Source organism: Sorangiineae bacterium MSr11367, assembly GCA_037157805.1.
Lineage (GTDB): Bacteria > Myxococcota_A > Polyangia > Polyangiales > Polyangiaceae > Pendulispora > Pendulispora rubella.
In genome coordinates, this window is the sequence record CP089983.1 from 10,820,027 (window position 1) to 10,839,704 (window position 19,678).

The following is a 19,678-nucleotide window of genomic DNA, read 5'->3' on the forward strand; positions in this document are numbered from 1 at the left end:
TGTATTGTGCAACTAGTTGTTCGAGGATTCGCGAAAGTCCCTCACGACGAGGGCGGAGTTGAAACCGCGATAGCCGCGGGCGAGAACGAGTGCGGTGCGGACTTTGGCTCGTCGCGGTGCGCCGGTGACCAGATCGAGCTGGTAGTCGGAGATTGCCGCGGTATGCACGGTGGGAGGGATGACGCCCTCTTGAATGGCGAGCAACGCCGTGGCCACGTCGAGCGGTGCGGCGCCCGAGTACAGCCGTCCGGTCATCGTCTTGGGGGCGGTGACGGGCACGCCGCGCGGGCCGAAAATCTCCGCGAGCGCCTCGGACTCGATACGATCGAGCTCGGGGATCGCGGCTCCGTCGGCGAAGACTACGTCGATGTCGCGAGCTCCGACACCGGCGTCGGCCAGGGCCAGCTCGATGGCTTTGCGCAGACCGGGGCCGCGTGCGCTTCCCGGCTTCGGATCGATGGTCGCGCCGTATCCGGCGATTTCACCGTAGATCTTCGCGCCGCGTTGCCGTGCGGCGCTCCCGTTTTCGAGGATGAGGATCGCACCACCCTCGCCGGGGACGAAGCCCGATGCATCGGCGTCGAACGGAAGATACGCGCGCGACGGATCGGTTCGAGTGCTGAGTCGTCCGCTCGCTCCTTGCGCCACCCAGCCCCACGTGCATATCGACGCATCGATGCTGCCGGAGACGATGAGGGGCGTACCCTTGCGGATCTGGCGACGCGCCTGCGCGAGGGCATCGAGGCCGCCGGCCTGATCGCTCACCACCACGCCGCTCGGGCCCTTCATTCCATTGCGAATGGAGATCTGCCCGCTGTTGACCGCGTAAAACCAGGCGAAGGACTGGTATGCGCTGACGTGTTGGCTGCCCAGGCTCCAGAGCCTTTGGAGCTCGCGCTGGCCGAATTCGAACCCGCCCGAAGAGCTGGCGGTGACGACGCCCATGTCGAAGTCGGCGAACGAGCCAGGCTTCACGCCCGCGTCTTCCAGCGCCCAATCGGTGGCGACCAACGCGAGCCGGGTCATGCGATCCGTTTGCGGGAGCAACCTTTGAGGCAGATGCTTCCCCGCCTCGAAGCCGTCGATCTCACCGGCCAATTGCGATGGATATCCCGTCGGGTCGAATCGGGTGATGCGACCGATACCGTTTTTGCCTTCGAGAGTTGACGACCAATATTCCTTCGTACCGAGGCCATTGGGCGATGCGATGCCCAGACCGGTCACCACGACCGAGGTGCTCATGCCGCGCTCCTTGCAATGGTCGTGCTCGGGTCGGCGAGCACCATGGCGCTCTGAAATCCGCCGAATCCGCTGCCGACGGTCAGTACGACGTCCGTTTTGTGATCGCGCGCAACGCGCGGAACGTAATCCAAATCGCACTCGGGATCGGCATTGTGCAAATTGGCCGTGGGAGGAACCACGTTGTGCTGTATGGCGAGCACCGACGCGGCAATTTCAATCGAGCCAATGGCGCCCAACGAGTGCCCAACCATCGATTTGATGGAGCTCACCGGTGTGCGGTAGGCATGCTGACCCAGGCTCCGCTTGAATGCAGCGGTCTCGTGGCGATCGTTCTGCTTCGTGCCGGAGCCGTGCGCGTTGATGTAGTTGATCGCTTCGGGATTCATGCGTGACTCTTCCAGCGCCACGCGGATGGCCTCGGCCATTTCCACACCATCCGGGCGCAGCCCGGTCATGTGGAAAGCGTTGCAACGCGCGGCATATCCGGTGATCTCGGCGAGAATGCGTGCTCCCCGCTGCTTGGCGCTCTCGAACTCCTCGAGCACGAAGATGGCGGAGCCTTCGCCCAGGACGAATCCGTCCCTGGTCGCGTCGAACGGCCGCGAGGCGTGCTCGGGATCGTCGTTGCGCGGCGTGGTTGCCTTGATCGCGTCGAAGCAGGCCAAGGTGATCGGCGAAATGGGCGCGTCGGTCGCGCCGGTGATCATGACGTCGGCCGAGCCCTCGCGGAGCAGTTCGACGGCGTGGCCCACCGAATCGATGCCCGAAGTGCAACCGGTGGACACCACGGTGCTCGGCCCTTCGGCGCCGAACGCCCACGCGATCTCCGCCGCGAAGGAGCTCGGCACGAAGTAATCGTAAAGATGCGGGACCGCATACGTGTGATCGACCCTCTCGAGCCGGCCGCCGTTGCTCACCACGCGGTACTCACTGTCGAGACCCATGGTGGCACCGACCGCGCTGCCGATGGTGACGCCGATGCGGTAAGGATCGAAACGATTCATTTCGATACCACTGTCGGCGATCGCTTCGCGCGCAGCCACGAGGGCCAATTGCGCGGCGCGGTCCATTCGGCGGATTTCCTGGGGCTCCAGGCCGCTCGCTTCGGGGTCGAAGTCGATCTCCGCCGCGACGCGCGAGCGAAACGGCGAGGGATCGAAGGTGGAAATCTTCCGCGTTGCGGTCCGGCCGTCGCAGAGCAACTTCCAGAAATTCGCGGTCCCGATGCCGCCTGGGGCCACCACGCCCAAGCCGGTAATGACGACACGCCGGCGCATCACTTCGAAGCTTCCCAATTGTAAAAGCGCGTAGCCATGGCGTCCTTAGGGGAACGCCACGTGGCCGGGTCATAGGCTTGAATGAACGGCTTGAGATCCGTACTAATGTTGACGAATCGCGCATCGGACTTGGCGCGCTCGATGAGCTCGCCCCCGTTGTCGGTGTCGAAATCCTGAAGATGGAAATAGAGGCCTTTGTACGAAAAGAGCTGGCGTCGGCGCGTCCCCATACGATGGGGCATGTCGGTCAGGTCGAAATCTCGGAAAAGCTGGACGACGTTCGTGCTCCAGTGCGGCTCCATGCGGGCCACAATCAACGTGCTATGCATGTCATCTCCTTCCACGGGCAGATGCCTCTGCGCGCGATCGTACAAAGAGGGACTTTCGTGAATCGATGAAGGAACGAAACGTTGCTACGAAGCAGGGCCGAACCAGCGCTCCAGGGACATGGGTAAGTCGCCATGGCTACCCGGCGCAGCCCAGGCTACGTAGCCATCGGGACGGACCAGGATGGCCGCCGTCGCGCCGAGTGGATGACCGTTGATCGCCCCACGCGGGGCGGCGGTCACGACATCGATCCGATCCACCCAGCCGGCAGCTCGGCGGCGCAGCTCGGCATTGTCCGCGAAATCGAACAACACGCCGCGCCCAGAATGTAGAGCCTCGGTGCTGAACCTGGGGCGGCCACCGAGCAGTTCCACGTGCGGCATGCGTCTTCCCAGGAGACCATGACTGCCCGAGCCCACGTCGTAACGGATCTCCAAACCGCTTACCATGCCGGCGAAGTGGCGGCCGACGTCGTCGTATCCGATCAACTCCGTGATGACATCGCGCATGGGTTGTATTTCGGGACCGCTCAAGAACAAGAGCCCCTGGGCGCGTGTGTTCATCAAGAGGCGTTTGCCCACCGGGCGGCGTTCGTCGTGATACGTGTCGAGGAGGGTCTCCGGCGCCCGCTTTCGCAGGACGGCGCCGAGCTTCCAGCCGAGATTGACGGCGTCTTGTATGCTAGTGTTCATACCTTGACCACCGGCTGGCAAATGAATGTGGGCGGCATCGCCGACCAGAAACACGCGGCCGATGCGATATTGGCTGACCAATCGAGCTGCGTCGCCGAATGCGCTGGCCCATACGGGTTCCGCGTGTGAGATGTCCGCACCGGTGAGACGCTTCCATGCATCGGTGATTTCACGGAAGGCCGGTGGTTCGGTACGCTGCCGAGGCGGTGCGCCCCGCTCGCAGACGATAAGCCGGGTGATGCCGCCAGGAAGCCGGCCTACCATGATCATACCGCCGGGCAGGGTCTCGCCGATCATGCGCGGCTCGAGATCGAGCCCCTTCACGTCGGCGAGAAACATTTCCATCGTCGATGCGGTGCCGGGGAATTCGAAGCCCACGGCCTTACGAACCAGGCTGCGCCCTCCATCGCAGCCGGCCAGATAGCTTGTGCGCAGTGTCTGAACGCCTTTTGGCCCGCGAACCGTGACCTCGACGTGCTCTCCGTGATCGCTCACCGACAGGACTTCGTGCCCGCGCCGCAGGTCGGCCCCCAATTCGCGTACCCACGCCTCCAGTACCGCCTCGGTGCGGTCTTGGGGCACGCTCTTCGCAGCTTGGTAAGCCCCATCGAGCAGCCCGAAATTCACTGGGAGGCCGCCGAAGTGTCCCAAGGTGCTGAGCTCGATCTCGCCAAATCGCGGCAACAAGCCGCGCTGATCGAATACCTCCATCGTGCGCGCCGTGAACCCCAGGCCACGGGACTCCCCCGTACGCTTTGGAAGCCGTTCTAGAACGGTGACGGCTATTCCCGCGAGCCGCAGCTCGCCCGCGAGCATTAACCCTGCGGGCCCGGCTCCTACGATAATCACTTCCGCATCGATGTGCGCAATGCCATGCATCGTCGACATTCCTCCGATGATTTTTCGTTGAACCAAACTGTCGTTCACGCGGCACCGCGATCGTCGAACGAACCCATGAGCGGTTGCTCCGTTTTTCGGATCTGCCGGATCAAACCGGAGAGAACCTTGCCCGGTCCCACCTCCTCGAATCGAGGATTGTCCAAGGACATAAGCCTTCGAATCGTATCCGTCCACCGCACTGGACTCACAATTTGCGCGACTAATTTTTCGACGATGGCTTCCGGCTCGTGAGGTTGCGCGTCGACATTGGAGATTACGGGAAATTTGGGTGTATGCATTCGAGCCTTGCTCAAGAAGGTGCGAAACTCGTCGGCAACGCCGGTCATGTAGCGGGAATGGAACGCGGCGCTCACGCGGAGCGGTAGGAAGTTTTTGGCCTTTGCAGCAAGGAATGGCCCTTTGCAGCGTGCGAGATCATCGACCGGTCCTGCCAGTACGATCTGCCGAGGACCATTCAGATTGGCCACGTCGATCTCATTTGCACCTTCGACGCGAAGAATACCCATGATCTCATCTTCCGTGAGACCGATGACCGCTGCCATGCCGCCCGGAGCCGACCCGGACATGAGCTCTCCACGTTTCTTGACGAGCGAAAGTCCGGTCGCGAAGTCGAATGCGCCCGCGGCAAAGAGCGCACTGTATTCACCCAGGCTGTGACCGGCCGCGACGTCGGGCTCGACTCCAGCATCGCATTTTGCCATGTAGCTGAGGGCGCTGACGACAAATAGCGCAGGTTGCGTATATTCGGTTCGATCGAGGCGATTGCCGTCATTCTGGAGGCAGAGATCGACAATGGAATACCCGAGCACGCGATCGGCCGTGCTCACTACATCTCTGTATTTCGCGAAAAGATCGACACCCATGCCGACGTGCTGAGATCCCTGACCGGGAAAGACGTAGATCGAAGTCATCTCGTGATCCTGCTTTGTTTTTGATGGCCGAGTGTGAGCCTTCGCACGATGATCGGACGTCTCACGCCGACATGCGGATGGCTATCGGTGGTTAATCCGTAATGACGCGGGCAGCATCGCCTCGCTCGATAGGATTTATTCCCGGAGAACGACGTTTCGAGGTTCGTTCGCGAGCGATGCTGCGCTCAACGATCCGTTCCGCCCGGAGGCGGCCCCGATTTGCGGTATCGGCATCGATTATTTCAAGAAAGAGGCGCTACTTGTATTGGGTAAGGTGCGCGAAGAGCGGCAGCTAAGCGCGGTGATATCGCGACGGTGTAGCATTGGCCAAAAGACGCTCCGTGTCAATCTCGGTCGCGAACTTATCGTGAAATGGGAGGACGATGTTTTCTCGCGGCGCCCGCGCGTGCTGATCAAGTGTGCGTCGCATGACGCCTGGCGTCCCGAGGCTTGGTATCATGAAGAGAGTTTCGGCACATCGGACGAGAAGGTTTCGTATTTCGATGAAACGAATCGACGGCAATGTCGCTGGCGACACCGATGTCAAACCGTCATCGGGCTACTTTATGGGCATTGAAGATATAGTTGGCGTGCCAACAGAACATCGAACCGAACTGTTGCTTATTTTGTCGAAGACGCGACTTTCTGGCGCGGCCACCTCTAAAATTTAGACGAAACGTGACGAGTATCTCGCGGCTTACTCCGGCTGGATATCTCCTTATACGAAAGCAGCGCCGCGATTCGTTGGCAGGCCACGCATCTGCATGGTCGGAGAGCGGGCAGGCGCCCGCTCGCCATAGCCATGGGCGTCGCGCCGTTCCTGGGCGCACGAGTTCGCTTGCTATCTTTCTGCATCCTCCGAGATGACGGTCGCTGCCGTCGGGCCGCATGGCTCCACCGCACGCGCACGAATCGCCCGGAAAGCCTTGCGGCGCGCGATTCATCGACAACCTTCGGTTTGAATCAAAACGCTGCAGGCACCGTTATCGGAAAAAGCGGGACATGCATTTACCTTGGCCGCTCTATAACAATCGACGATTTGCGATACCTTGATGGCGCATGTGGCAGGGTACGAACGGGAGACGCATAGTCTATTCATGATTACCTCCAGGACTTGGACGAGACGAATCGTCGCCGTCATTTACACGTTGCCGTCGTCCAGTGTCGCGAGAACCCAAAAGACTGAATGCATCCACGGGGACCTCCTGACGGAGATCTTTCACGGGTGAACCGGGTTCCACGAAGTGCAGACTTCGGACGGAGACGCTTCGGTTCAGATCCTCTACTGTCTCAAGCGACATCGAGCCACTAAATCGTGGCTATTCAAGCCATAGGGATTCGCTATCGACGAATCTGCACGAGTGGCATCGAGGCCATCGTCGTTGCGGGGCAACTACGACCCCCTTCAACGAAGCGCGTCAAGGCAAATCGTCGCAGTTTTCTCTCGCCGATTCTCGCAACCTTCCTCCGCCCGCGGCCGAACGAATAGCGTAGGCACGGCAACGTCGGAGGAGAGCGATGTCGAAGTGGTTCGTTTCCCGAAACGGCAACTCAGGCTGGATGCACCATGTCTGATAACCCCTATACGCCGCCGCGCGCGCGCACGGTCCGCCCCGAGAACGCGCAGCGCATCCGGCTCGTCGACCCACACCTCATCGTGGCACACGCCATCGTCATGGCACCGGCGGCGGGAGCCCTTCTCGCGGCACTGAACTACCACCGGCTGCGGGACGACTGGGCATTCTGGCGAACGGTCCTGCTCTTCGTCGTTCCGGGCGTTGTCCTGGTGTGGCTGCCAACGAGCCCGCATGGGCCAACGAACGAAGGGCTCCGATGGTTGCTCATTCTCGGAGCCCGCGTGGCCATGGCGTGGGTCCTCTACCGCGAGCATCGGCCCATCGTACAAAAGCACGTCGACGCGGGCGGCCAGAGAGCCCGCTGGTACCTCGTCATGCCCGCGGTTCTCTTTCTCTATCTCTTCTCCCTGGCCGTCTGGCAATTCCTCACCCCCGCCAACCGCCCTCCTCACTGATAGAGATCGACGAATTGGATGTATTTCGTAAAGTTGCCTTGAACCGCAACGGTGTCGAAGTCTCGCGTCTCGCCCGCAGCTAGCCCACCCGAGAACGACTCGTCGAGTTGCGCGACGGCTAATCCTTTGTCATCGAGGGGGTAGGTCGTGACCGAGAGGCTCGAGATGGCGTGGGCCCCACCGGTCACCGATCCCGCGAATTGCGTGTACCTTCCACCCAGCCCCCACGGACGCAGTGCGCCCGAGACCGCGGGTGCGTCGGGATGGGGAATGACTCCCGGGTAGACGCTGGGCTCGAACTGAATGTCGATGACCGCGACGGATGTGGGTGCGATTTCCGAGGGGCCGAACCCATTGCTGTAAATCACCCCTCTTTCGCCCGGGGCCACGCACGGCAAGGAGAAGATCGCCCCACTGGGGCTCTTGAACGCCGGGGCTCGAACGAAGCTCGAGAACTTCACCAACTCCGCACTTTGGGTGTCGCGCAGCGAGACCTCAGCCTGCGTCTGGCACACCGTGTCTCGTCCGGCGTTGTACACGATGCCGAGCCACTCGCGGTAATAACGGCTTTCGCTCGCCTCTTGCTTGAAGTTCGAGCTCACCAGAACGAGGTCGGCCCGCGGTTGCGACGCGGCGCGAACCGCGGCATTGGGCGTATTGGAGACGAACGTTGGGGCAGGAGGCGCGGCATCGGGCTTGGTGTCGGTGCCGCCGTCCACCTGGTCGCCCGACGGCGCCGCAGCTCCGTCATCCGAATCGCTCCCACAAGCGACCAAACCGGCACAAGCGAGTGACAGGACCGTGCAAAGGGCAAATGTCGTTTTCATTTGCCCTGTCCATCGTCCCTCGTGCGAACGAAGTTTCGTCGTCCTCATCACGACTCGTATGCAGCGGCGCGCCGTCACCTACACGTTGCAGTGCATCCGGTGTCGCTCGATCCCGAAAGCCTAAACGTGTATCCGAGGGATCGGTCACAATAGCTCTCGGGCACATCGTATAGCTGCGTCGAGCAAGGCGTACACTGCGACTCCTCGGGGACCTTCTGACAGAGATCGGTCACCGGTGAACCCGGCTGAGGGTGTACGCATATCTCCGTTACTCGGCACGTCTCGCTTCCGCATGCAAATTTCGCCGTGGGATCCGAACAGATGCTTCCGGGAGGATCGGTAACGGCTCCATCGCCAGCGTCGCCATCGCTGGAACCGGGATCGACGGGGCCACCATCCCCCTCACCTTGGCCGGCGGTACCGCCGTCGCCGATCTCGCCGCCAGTGGAACACGCACCACCTTGCGAGACGATGGCCCCCTTCCTGCACGCAAACGAGACGCCGTTCAAACACGTATCGCTCTCGCACGAAATGGTGCGCCTTGCACCGTTATACGAGATGTCACACGAACAGTTGGAACCCTCGTCATCGTTCCCCGAAGACGAACCGCAGGCAACGACGGCACAAATTCCCATTATCCATGCCAATGCTCGGACAGAGAGCATGCTTTTCTCCAGTGAAGTCGCGAGTCAGACCCGCACGACCGATCCGAGCCGGCAACGCACCGGCTCAGTTTCTGTAACGGCGGGCCCGACGTCGGGCCACTAAATTGAGCATATTCTTGCCATAGTCATCCGCTATGGCTCCGTGTCGTCCCGGTTACCAACTCGTATGCAGCGGCATCCCCTCCGCGTAGCCGGCCATGCTTTGCAGCCCGACCACCACGTTGCGATAAAACTCGTCCAAGGTCCGCGCCCCCACGTACGTGCACGCACTTCGTAGCCCCGCCACAATCGTGTCGATCAAGTCTTCCACGCTGGGGCTCTTCGGGTCGAGGTACATGCGCGATGTGGAAATACCCTCTTCGAACAAAGCCTTGCGGGCCCTGTCGAACGGTGAATCCTTCGACGTGCGCAATTGCACCGCACGCCCCGAGGCCATGCCGAAGCTCTCTTTGTAGAGTCGCCCATTCGCGTCGCGCATCGTGTCGCCGGGCGACTCGTACGTCCCTGCGAACCACGAACCGATCATCACATTGGATGCCCCCGCCGCGAGGGCCAGGGCCACATCGCGCGGATGGCGCACGCCGCCGTCCGCCCACACGTGTTTGCCCAGGCGCCGCGCCTCGCCCGCACATTCGAGCACCGCGGAGAACTGCGGCCGCCCCACCCCCGTCATCATGCGCGTCGTGCACATCGCCCCCGGGCCGACACCCACTTTGATGATATCGGCCCCTGCCTCGACCAAGTCCGCGACACCGCGCGCCGTCACCACGTTGCCGGCGACCAAGGGCACCTTGGCACCGCCCATCCCGCGGATCGCCTTGACCGTCGCCGCCATCTTCTCTTGATGACCATGCGCCGTATCGACCACCAGCGCATCGATGCCCGCCGCGAGCAATGCCTCGGCCTTGCGCCCCACATCGCCATTGATGCCCACGGCCGCGGCCACACGCAAACGGCCCTTAGCATCCGTCGCCGGCGTGTACAACGTCGCGCGCAAAGCCCCTTTGCGCGTGAGAATCCCTTTCAATTGCCCATTGGCATCGACCACGGGCGCCAAGCGGTGCCGCGCCCCCTCGAGCTTGTCGAACGCTTGCCGCGGCGTCACCCCTTCCGACAAAGTCAGAAGATCCCGCGACATGATTTGCCCCAATTGCGTATACCGATCGATGCCCTGAAAATCGGCCTCGGTCACGATGCCCACCGGGCGTCCGCCTTCCACCACCACGGCCGCCTGGTGCGCGCGCTTCGGCAAAAGGCCAATCGCCTTGTCCACCGTATCCGTGGGCGCCAGCGAAATCGGTGTATCATACAACAACGCCCGCGCCTTCACCCACGCGACCACGTCGGACACCACGTTCTCGGGGATGTCCTGCGGAATCACCACGATGCCGCCGCGCCGTGCCACCGTCTCGGCCATGCGCCGCCCGGCGACCGCCGTCATGTTGGCCACGACCAGCGGGATCGTCGTGCCCGTGCCATCGTTGGTCGCCAAATCCACGTCGAGCCGCGAGGCGACCGTCGAGGGATTCGGCACGATGAAAACGTCGTTGTAGGTCAGATCCTGCGCGGGCTGTTGATCGTTGAGAAATTTCACATCCCGGAAGGCTATCAGCTCTTGGCTGCCGCGGCGACGAGCAGCGCGACGGCCTCGCTCATCGAATCCACGACAGGTACGCCGGCCATTTCCAAGCCCGCGCGCGTAGCGATCCCCGTGGTCAGCAAGATGCTTCGCGCCCCCACGGCGGCCGCCGCCTCCGCATCGTCGCGGATGTCACCGATCAGCACGACATCGTCCGGCGCGAGGCCCTGGGCCTTCAAATGCTCGGCAAAGCTTTCGGCCTTCGATTGACCGGTATCTTCGCCGCGCAGCCCGTCGATGCGGGTGAAGTGCACCTCGATGTCCCGCTCGCGAAGGCACGGGCCGAGCTCGTCGTGGGGCCACATCGACAGCACCGACTGGGTGCCGCCGTGCTGGGCCCATTGCACCAACGCCTCCGGCGCGTCCAGCGACAGCCGGCACGTCGGAAGGCGCAGCTTGTACGCCTCATAATAGAGCTGCACCAGGCGGGGCCATTCTTCGAGGCGGTCGATGGCCCTTCCCAGCAAGCGCTCGTAGCAATCCGGAATGGGACGGAAGTAGGTCTGTCTCCACTCCGAGAGCGTGACGCGTTCCCTTCCGTAGAAGTCGCAAACCACGTTCACGCTCTCCACGACGGCGTGGTTGTCGTCGAGCAGGGTCCCGTTCCAGTCCCAAACGATGTGCTTGGCGTGCATACCTTAACCTAACATTCGATTCGACGTCCCAATCCGACACTGCTTTGCTGTCGAGCAGCGGCAGCGGAACAATCCCCGGCGGGGCCGGCGCCCTCGTCCCCTCTCGCCCACAAGGATCGCCTGACGTTATGGCGATCCTTTCTTCTGAACCACGCATCGCACCGGGCTCGCCGGTTTCGTCCCGCTGCCGCGCTCTCCGCAAAGCGCAGATTCGAGACCCCGAACCTCCAGTCGAAAGTACACCTTCTAGGGCCATCAGTACGAGCGGGCGAGCACCACGCGGCGCGCGCTGGGCTGGCCGCTCACGACGCACTTGCCCGACTCGAGCAAGCGATCGGCCCAGGCCACACCGGGCGGTGGCTCGGCGAGGCAGCGGATGGTCGCTTTGTAGTCCTCTTTGAACTTCACCTCGGTCTCGGGCGTGCCATCCCAGTGCACGAGCGCGAAGCCGCCTCCTTCCTTGTCGAAGAAGCTGCCTAGCGCACGGTAGTCGTCGATCACGCGCGTGTTCTCGTCGCGGAACTTGGACGCGCGCTCGAAGAGGCCGCGCTGCTGCTCCTCCAGGATGGCGCGGATCTTCGCCGGCGCCTCCGCGCGCGTGAACGTCTCCTTTTCGCGCGGCGAGCGGTCGCGGCGCGCCACCGTCACCACGCCGCCGTCGACGTCGCGCGGGCCGATTTCGATGCGCACGGGCACGCCCTTCTTGACCCACTCCCACTGCTTGTCGCCGCCGCGGATGTCGCGCATGTCCACCTCGACCTCGAGCGCGCGACCCCAGAGGGCCACGTCACGCAGCTCGTTGGCGAAGGCCTGAATGTACTCCACGATCTTCTCGCGGCCTTCGTCGCCGCGGAAAACCGGCCAAATGGCCACGTGGGAGGGCGCGAGGCGCGGCGGAACGACCAGGCCGTCGTCGTCCGAGTGGGTCATCACCAGACCGCCGATGAGGCGCGTGGACGAACCCCACGAGGTGGTCCAGGCATACTCGTAGGTCTCTTCCTTCGTCTGGAACTTGATCTCGGACGCGCGCGAAAAGTTCTGCCCGAGGAAGTGCGACGTGCCGGCCTGCAGGGCTTTTTTGTCCTGCATCATGGCCTCGATGGCGAACGTGTCGACGGCGCCGGGGAAGCGCTCGCTGGCCGTCTTCGGGCCCTTGAGCACCGGCATGGCCATGTAGTCCTGCGCGAAGGTGGCGTACACGTCGAGCATCTGCTTCGTCTCGTGCCGCGCCTCCGCCTCGGTGGCGTGGGCCGTGTGGCCCTCCTGCCAGAGAAACTCCGCCGTGCGCAAAAAGAGGCGCGTACGCAGCTCCCAGCGCACCACGTTTGCCCATTGATTGATGAGCAGCGGCAGGTCGCGGTAGCTCTGCACCCATTTGGCGAAGACAGCGCCGATGATGGTCTCCGAGGTGGGCCGCACGATGAGCGGTTCCTCGAGCTTGGCCTCGGGATCGACCACCAGGCCGCCCTCGGGTCCTTCCACCAAGCGATGGTGCGTGACCACGGCGCATTCCTTGGCGAAGCCAGCCACGTGCTCGGCTTCTTTCTCCAGGAACGACTTGGGGATGAAGAGCGGGAAGTACGCGTTCTTGTGCCCCGTGGCCTTGAACATGCGATCCATCTCGCGCTGGATATTTTCCCACAGAGCGTAGCCCCACGGCTTGATGACCATGCAGCCGCGCACCGGCGACGTCTCGGCCAGATCGGCCGCGCGCACGACCTCCTGGTACCATTCGGCATAGTCTTGGGCTCGCGTCGGCGAAATGGCGCTCTTCTCGTTCTTGGCCACGGTGCTTCCTCCAGTCCGACCCGTATACCACGACCCGCGACCCTGGCTGAACTACCTCCCCCGCCTGCGCCGATCTATCCTAACGAGGGGTCACTCATGAGCCTTCTCATCTCGGTCGAACGAATCGCAGCCGCCGAAAAGACCATCGCCGCGCACGTCACGCGCACGCCGGCGGTGGTGAGCGACGGCCTCTCCGCGCACCTCGGATGCCGAACGGCGCTCAAACTGGAAAACCTCCAGCGCTGCGGTTGTTTCAAAGCGCGGGGCATCGTGAACCGACTCGCCTCCCTGTCCGATGCGGAGCGCTCGAAAGGACTGATCACCGTCAGCGGCGGCAACCATGGCATCGCCATCGCGAACATCGCGCGCACCATGGGCATCGCCGCGACCGTGGTGATGCCCGACGCCGCCCCCGCACGGTCCAAGGAGCGCGTCGCGGCCGATGGCGCGCGGTTGCTTCTGGCGGCCGACGTTTCCATCGCCTTCGCGCTCGCCGAAGAAAATCGCCGTGCAGGCCTGACGTACATCCATGGCTACGACGATCCTGAGATCATCGAGGGGCATGGCACCCTCGGGCTCGAGTTCATTCGCGACGTACCCGATCTGACCGACGTCGTGGTCAGCATCGGGGGCGGGGGCCTCATCTCCGGTGTCGCGACGGCCATGAAGGCGATGAAGCCGAGTCTGCGCATTTGGGGCGTCGAAACCGACGGCGCCAACAGCATGTCGCGGGCGCTCGCCGAAGGCCGTCCGGTGACCATCAAGCCAACGTCGATTGCGACCACCCTGAGCGCGCCCACGGTGACCGAGCGAACGCTGGAGCACGTGAAAGCTTTGGTCGAGCACGTGTTCGTCGTCTCCGACGCCCAGGCCATCACGGGCACGCTCGCACTCGCCGAGTGGGCAAAAGTCTGGGCGGAGCCGGCCGCCGGCTGCCTCGTTCCTGCCGCCCGCCAGGTGATCGAACGCGTGGGCGGCGACGGCGTTTTGGGGCTCGTCGTGTGCGGTGGCAACGCCACGTTCGACGACGTTCAGCGGTGGCGCCAAGCTTAATTCGAGCTACGGCGCTAGCGATCGCTCCACAGTCGGCCTTCGCACGGATTCGTTGTTCGCCAAAGCCACGCATGGCTCTCTTTTTCGATGAGCGCCGTACGAGTCCAGAACATCCGTAGTCACTACGGATGCGAGCCGAAACGACCGTACCTATCGTCTGGGCCATCTTACTGCCGCTCTCGCGTTGCGATTCACTCGACATCGATAGAGCTCGGAGAACTCTCCGAAACATCTTCGTAACCGACGCGTCACCGCAAAAGGACAACGAACATGATTGTCGTCCTGGACGATCAGATATCCACTTATCAAATCGAACAAATCGTCTCAAACATGACCGCCGCGGGTTTGCCATCTACGCTCGGCGCGCAGAGCAAACCATGCGTCCTGGTGGTTGAAAGAGCCGTGTCGGAGGAAAGGAGAAAGTGGGTAGGAACTCTCCCAGGTGTCAGCCACGTCGTGACGACATCCGATAGCTGCCGCCTCACCTCTCGCTGCTATCGTTCGGAGTCCAGCACGGTGACCCTCGAGCGAGGGAGGATTGCCATCGGCGGAAACGAGTTCGTCGTCGCGGCTGGCCCTTGCGCGGTCGAGAGCGAGGAGCTTCTCGGTGCAACCGCGGATGCCGTCGTCCAGCGAGGGGCCGTGTTACTACGCGGCGGCGCATTCAAACCGCGGACGTCGCCCTACAGCTTTCAGGGACTCGGGGAGTCTGGTCTCGATATGCTGGATCGGACGCGCCATAGGACAGGAATGCCCACGGTCACCGAAGTGCTCGAACCGTCGCAGGTCGATCGCGTGGCGCGCAGCTCGGACATGCTGCAAATCGGAGCGCGAAACATGCAGAACTTTCCGCTTCTCAAAGCGGTCGGACGCTCGGGGCGCCCCGTACTACTCAAGAGAGGCATCAGTGCGACGGTCGAAGAATGGTTATCGGCCGCGGAATACATCTTATCTGAAGGCAACTTTCAAGTCGTCCTTTGTGAGCGAGGGATTCGCACCTACGAGAATTCCACGCGCTTTACGTTGGATCTAAGTGCCGTGCCGGTGGTCAAGAGTTTGAGCCACCTTCCCGTGATTGTCGATCCAAGCCATTCGAGCGGGCGCGTCGACTTGGTCAAGCCACTCGCGCTGGCAGCAGCGGCCGTCGGTGCCGACGGGCTCATCATCGACGTACACGTCGACTCGAGAGAGGCTCTATGCGACGCCAATCAAGCCCTCGCTCCGGAGCAGTTTGCGAGCCTCATGGGGTCCCTCGATCGGATCCTCACTGCGGTGAATCGACCGCTTGCACGCCTATCCTCAACTTCGAAACCGAAGAATTGAACCATGAGCCAAGCGATCGTCGATGCCTCCATGACGACGGAGGAGCGTGCCCAGCTATGGCAGCAAAGACTGTTCGAAGCCGTCGCAGGAATGACCAACTACCTTGCGGAACGGCACGCTCGAGACACCTTGCCAGCATGGCTCGGCGTACAGGCCGATATTTTTCGCGACTTGCCAGGTGAGGGGGATGGCGATCATCTCGCTTGGCAGCGCATATTCTTCCGCGGCCAGGCGCTCATGGAAAGATTCCTGGTCGGTCATTTCGGACACGCAGCGATGCAAACGTGGGCTTTGGCAAACGCTCGCATTTACGCGATGATCGAGCCCGACCGTGGGTGTGGCGCCGCCGATGTCATCGACCGTCTGCGCCGGCAGTTGGAGAATTACGATTCAGCGATCGCGGTACTCGAATCCGAGCCGGCGTGCGCAACAATCCGCATTTCCCGTTGTGGAATATGGAATTATCGTGAACGTGCGCGAAAACGCGGCATCCCCATCACACTAGACTCTCCTTGTGATTATTGCACCAAAGCGGTCGCCGCGAACATCATGGCAAAAGGGTACGCACCTCGACACGAGCTGTTCTCGGATGGAGAGGTTCACGGCTGCCAATGGTCGGCGCTCGCATCGGATCTGCCGGCGCATCCCTGAGATTCTAGAAAGGAACGACTGACGTGTGTGGAATCACTGGTTGGGTGGATTGGGAGCGTGATTTGCGGGCGGAACGTCCAACGCTGGAGGCGATGACCCGAACCATGTCCCTTCGTGGCCCGGATACGGGAGGGCTCTGGGTCTCTCAACGGGCATTCTTGGGCCATCGCCGGCTCGCCGTCATCGATCTGGTTGGCGGCCAACAGCCCATGGAGTCGGACGATGCTGCCGCGACGGTGATCAGTTACAGCGGCGAAGTCTACAATTTCAGCGAGCTTCGTACGGAACTCGCCGCACACGGCCACCGTTTTCGATCGAGATCCGATACGGAGGTCGTACTTCGCGCCTATCTACAATGGGGCGTCGACTGCGTCGCGAGATTCAATGGGATGTGTGCGTTTGCGATTTGGGACGAACCCCGCTCCGAGCTTTTGCTCGTTCGAGATCGCCTCGGCATCAAGCCGTTGTATTACTATCCTTATGGCGGCGGTATGCTATTTGGCTCGGAGCCAAAAGCGGTCCTCGCGAATCCTCTATTTTCTCCAGAGCTCGATGACGAGGGCATCGCCGAGCTGTTCGTGCTTCCCAATGCTCCTACCCCTGGGCATGGCGTCTACCGCGGATTGCGCCAGGTACGACCTGGCCATGTAGTGCGTGCCAATCGGCGCGGCGTCGAGGAGATGGCATACTGGAAATTGCGGCCCAACCTCCACACCGATGATCTGGAGACGACGACCCAGCGCGTACGGGCGCTGCTCAGCGACACCGTCTCTCGCCAGATGGTGGCCGATGTCCCATTGGGCTCTCTCCTCTCGGGTGGAGTCGACTCCAGCGCCATCACCGCGCTCGCAGCCGAAAAACTCGCGGCACACGGGGCGGGGAAAATCTCGACGTACTCGGTCGATTTTCCGAACAGCGAGAGTTCCTTCCGACGAACGGAATGGCACGACAGTCTCGATGAGCCGTATGTGGCGCAAGTCGCGGCGCATGTCGGGAGCCAGCACACGACCATCGTGGTGCAGCCCGAGGACGTGCTCGCGTTCGAGAACCGCGTCTTGATGGCAAGGGACTTACCTGGGTGGGGTGAGATGGACGTCTCCCTCTATTTGCTCTTCGCCAAAGTACGCGAGCACGCGACCGTCGCTCTGTCCGGCGAGTCGGCCGACGAGGTATTCGGCGGATACCCGTTCTTCCGAGATCCTGCGGCGCTCTCGCACGATGGATTTCCATGGATGGCTGGGAAACAAGGCCCTAGCGCGCTTCTCACCGAAGACGTACGCCGAAGGGTACGCCCGTTGGAGTACGCTCACGATAGTTACCGACGCTCGCTCGGAGAGGTACCGAAGCTAGGGCAGGATACGCGCGAAGATGCCAGGATACGGGAGGTAGCGTACTTGGCACTCACCCGGTGGCTGCCCGCACTTCTGGATCGAAAGGACCGAATGAGCATGGCGAGTGGGCTGGAAGTGCGAGTTCCATTCTGCGACCATCGGCTCGTCGAGTACCTCTGGAACGTGCCGTGGAGCATGAAGACGGCAGGAGACATGGAGAAGGGACTCTTGCGCCGCGCGGTGCGAGATCTCCTCCCCGCGCAGATTGTACATCGACGCAAGAGTGCATTCCCGGCCAACCCGCATCCCGGCTACGTGCGCTCGCTGCGAGAGCGGGTCGACGAGTTGCTGCTCGACGTGAACGCTCCGGTCTTCGATTTGGTCGACCGCGTGGAGGTGCGCCGTCGCTTAAACGCCGGGGAGCCGCTGCCGAGCCCCCGCGCTTCGAGCAGCCAAACCGCGGGGCTGAACTTTCTGCTCAACGTCAATTCGTGGCTAAGAACCTACCGAGTGCGAATCCATTGATCGGCACCCGCGGGAGAGATTCATGTGCGGAATAGCAGGGTACCTCGATTACACGGGTCTCCCAAACGACATGGGCACGCTCGATCGGATGATCGAGACGATGTTCCGAAGAGGACCAGACGCCGGCGGGCATTGGGCCGACGACTTCGTGCGATTGGGGCACCGTCGGTTGGCCATCGTCGATATCGAAGGCGGCCGGCAACCCATGTCGCTCCAACGGGGAGACGCCCCGGCTCTCGTATTGACGTACAGCGGCGAGCTTTACAACTACCGCGAGCTTCGGACGGAGCTGCGAGATCTCGGGCATCGATTCGATACGGAGAGCGACACGGAGGTCGTTCTGGCGGCGTGGGCGGCATGGGGAGCCGAGTGCGTCCAGCGATTCAACGGGATGTACGCGTTTGCAATTTGGAATGCATCCCAGCGTCAGCTGTGGCTGGTGCGAGATCGACTCGGGATCAAGCCACTCTATTACAAAATGACACCCAATGGGATCATCTTTGGGTCCGAACCAAAAGCCATTCTCGCCCACGACGCGGCATCACCGCGCGTCGATTCGGAGGGCCTCGTCCAATTGATGCTGCCGCTGCTCAAGCTTCCAGGGCGGACCCCTTACGCCGGAATACGGGAAGTCCTCCCTGGACACATCATCTCTCGAACGAGTGAGAGGACTCGCGAGTACGCCTATTGGAGCCCGGCCACGACGCGTACGAATCGCGATACCTGGGGACGTGTCGTAGGCACCGTCCGTGAGCTGTTGGCCGACACGGTTCGCCGGCAGATGATCGCGGACGTGCCGTTGTGCACCCTGCTTTCCGGCGGCCTCGACTCGACGGCGATCACCGCGCTGGCGAGAAATGCGCTGCACGACAAGCCGGTACGCTCGTTTTCGGTCGACTTCGTCGCCGATCCGTCGTTGGCCCGCAGCACGGAGGACGCGCCCTACGTGATCGAAGCCGTACGCCATCTGAAAACGGAGCACGCCAACATCGTGCTTCATGGTTCCCAGCTCGCATCACCGGAAGCGCGCACGGCATGCGTGGAGGCGCGCGATTTGCCGCTGGGAATTGGAGATCTGGACATTAGCCTCTACTTGCTATGCAAGGCCATCAAACAGCATTCGACCGTGGCTTTGTCGGGAGAATCGGCCGACGAAGTGTTTGCCGGATACCGCTGGTTCCATCACCCCGATGCGGTCGCGGCGGATACCTTCCCTTGGATGTCGGACTCACCCGCGCATGGACGTCTCCACCAGCGGATCGTCAAGTTGTTCCGCAAGGACCTCGTTGCCAGGCTCGGGGTCGGCGATTACGTGGCGGCGGAGTACGAAGCCGCGATCGCTGAGGTACCTCGGCAGGGAGCGGAGGATGCCGTCGAGCGACGAATGCGCGAAGTTTGCCATCTCGCCTTGACTCGATTCTTGCCGACGCTATTGGACAGGAAAGATCGCCTCAGCATGGCGGTGGGTTTGGAAGTCCGTGTTCCGTTCTGCGACCATCGTCTCGTCGATTACGTATATGGGCTTCCCTGGGCCATGAAGTATGCCGACTCTCGCGAAAAAAGCGTCTTACGGGCCGCGATGGGCGACATCGTGCCAGAATCCATCTTGATGCGCCCGAAGAGTCCTTATCCAACCACCCCCGATCCTGCCTACTCGGAAGCAATACGTAAGCAGTTGTGCGACCGCCTGCTCGACTCGAACGGTCCACTGTTCGACTTGTTCGACGAAGACGAGCTGAGAATCGCGGCAACGGCTTCCGAGCCAGGTAGTTTGATTGGAAACGTCGCCAGCGAGGTCATTCTCAATTTCGCCCATTGGCTCGAAATTTACCAGCCAACGCTGCCACTCTGAAAAGCCCG

The 19,678-nt window shown here is 62.2% G+C and carries 16 protein-coding genes; 7 read left to right on the forward strand and 9 right to left on the reverse strand.

What is annotated here, in order from left to right:
• Positions 1-12 precede the first annotated feature (12 nt).
• The 5 genes from LVJ94_41860 to fabD form a co-directional block, all read right to left on the reverse strand.
• Positions 13-1,242 carry a ketosynthase chain-length factor gene (locus LVJ94_41860; GenBank protein ID WXB03439.1) on the reverse strand — a complete coding sequence of 410 codons (1,230 nt, stop codon included), beginning with the start codon at positions 1,240-1,242 and terminating at the stop codon, positions 13-15.
• Positions 1,239-2,519, reverse strand: coding sequence for a beta-ketoacyl-[acyl-carrier-protein] synthase family protein (locus tag LVJ94_41865; protein ID WXB03440.1), 1,281 nt, complete (start codon positions 2,517-2,519; stop codon positions 1,239-1,241). The genes LVJ94_41860 and LVJ94_41865 overlap by 4 nt, the downstream gene beginning before the upstream one ends.
• A complete protein-coding gene (locus LVJ94_41870) occupies positions 2,519-2,848 on the reverse strand; it encodes a TcmI family type II polyketide cyclase (GenBank protein WXB03441.1) in 330 nt (109 codons plus the stop codon). Before LVJ94_41870 ends, LVJ94_41865 begins: the two co-directional genes overlap by 1 nt.
• A gap of 84 nt (positions 2,849-2,932) precedes the next feature.
• Positions 2,933-4,426: an FAD-dependent monooxygenase gene (locus tag LVJ94_41875; GenBank protein ID WXB03442.1), complete on the reverse strand. Its 1,494-nt coding sequence runs from the start codon at positions 4,424-4,426 to the stop codon at positions 2,933-2,935.
• Positions 4,427-4,461: 35 nt separating this feature from the next.
• Positions 4,462-5,349: an ACP S-malonyltransferase gene (gene fabD / locus LVJ94_41880; protein WXB03443.1), complete on the reverse strand. Its 888-nt coding sequence runs from the start codon at positions 5,347-5,349 to the stop codon at positions 4,462-4,464.
• A gap of 503 nt (positions 5,350-5,852) precedes the next feature.
• On the opposite strand from fabD, the gene LVJ94_41885 reads away from it, so the two are divergent.
• Together LVJ94_41885 and LVJ94_41890 are read left to right on the forward strand one after the other, a co-directional pair.
• On the forward strand, positions 5,853-6,020 hold the full coding sequence (locus tag LVJ94_41885; protein WXB03444.1) for a hypothetical protein: 168 nt from the start codon (positions 5,853-5,855) through the stop codon (positions 6,018-6,020).
• Between the two features lie 896 nt (positions 6,021-6,916).
• Entirely contained in the window at positions 6,917-7,381 is a 465-nt protein-coding gene (locus tag LVJ94_41890; protein ID WXB03445.1) for a hypothetical protein, read from the forward strand.
• Here LVJ94_41890 and LVJ94_41895 read toward each other — a convergent pair.
• The 4 genes from LVJ94_41895 to proS all read right to left on the reverse strand — a co-directional run bounded on the left by LVJ94_41895 (position 7,375) and on the right by proS (position 12,935).
• Entirely contained in the window at positions 7,375-8,208 is an 834-nt protein-coding gene (locus LVJ94_41895; GenBank protein ID WXB03446.1) for a hypothetical protein, read from the reverse strand. The genes LVJ94_41890 and LVJ94_41895 overlap by 7 nt on opposite strands.
• An 819-nt stretch (positions 8,209-9,027) precedes the next feature.
• Positions 9,028-10,467, reverse strand: a complete 1,440-nt coding sequence (locus LVJ94_41900; GenBank protein ID WXB03447.1) for a GuaB1 family IMP dehydrogenase-related protein — start codon at positions 10,465-10,467, stop codon at positions 9,028-9,030.
• A 14-nt stretch (positions 10,468-10,481) separates the two neighbouring features.
• Positions 10,482-11,147 (reverse strand): HAD hydrolase-like protein, encoded by a 666-nt coding sequence (locus LVJ94_41905; protein WXB03448.1) that lies wholly within the window; start codon positions 11,145-11,147, stop codon positions 10,482-10,484.
• A 255-nt stretch (positions 11,148-11,402) separates the two neighbouring features.
• On the reverse strand, positions 11,403-12,935 hold the full coding sequence (gene proS, locus LVJ94_41910) for a proline--tRNA ligase (protein WXB03449.1): 1,533 nt from the start codon (positions 12,933-12,935) through the stop codon (positions 11,403-11,405).
• A 96-nt stretch (positions 12,936-13,031) separates the two neighbouring features.
• Between proS and LVJ94_41915 the strand changes: the two genes are divergently transcribed.
• The 5 genes from LVJ94_41915 (at position 13,032) to asnB (LVJ94_41935) (ending at position 19,670) form a co-directional block, all read left to right on the forward strand.
• Entirely contained in the window at positions 13,032-13,988 is a 957-nt protein-coding gene (locus LVJ94_41915; protein ID WXB03450.1) for a pyridoxal-phosphate dependent enzyme, read from the forward strand.
• Between the two features lie 330 nt (positions 13,989-14,318).
• A complete protein-coding gene (aroF, locus tag LVJ94_41920; GenBank protein ID WXB10797.1) occupies positions 14,319-15,311 on the forward strand; it encodes a 3-deoxy-7-phosphoheptulonate synthase in 993 nt (330 codons plus the stop codon).
• A gap of 3 nt (positions 15,312-15,314) precedes the next feature.
• Positions 15,315-15,962 (forward strand): hypothetical protein, encoded by a 648-nt coding sequence (locus LVJ94_41925; protein WXB03451.1) that lies wholly within the window; start codon positions 15,315-15,317, stop codon positions 15,960-15,962.
• 44 nt (positions 15,963-16,006) lie between these two features.
• Entirely contained in the window at positions 16,007-17,818 is a 1,812-nt protein-coding gene (asnB, locus tag LVJ94_41930; GenBank protein ID WXB10798.1) for an asparagine synthase (glutamine-hydrolyzing), read from the forward strand.
• 22 nt (positions 17,819-17,840) lie between these two features.
• Entirely contained in the window at positions 17,841-19,670 is a 1,830-nt protein-coding gene (gene asnB, locus LVJ94_41935; protein ID WXB03452.1) for an asparagine synthase (glutamine-hydrolyzing), read from the forward strand.
• Positions 19,671-19,678 lie beyond the last annotated feature (8 nt).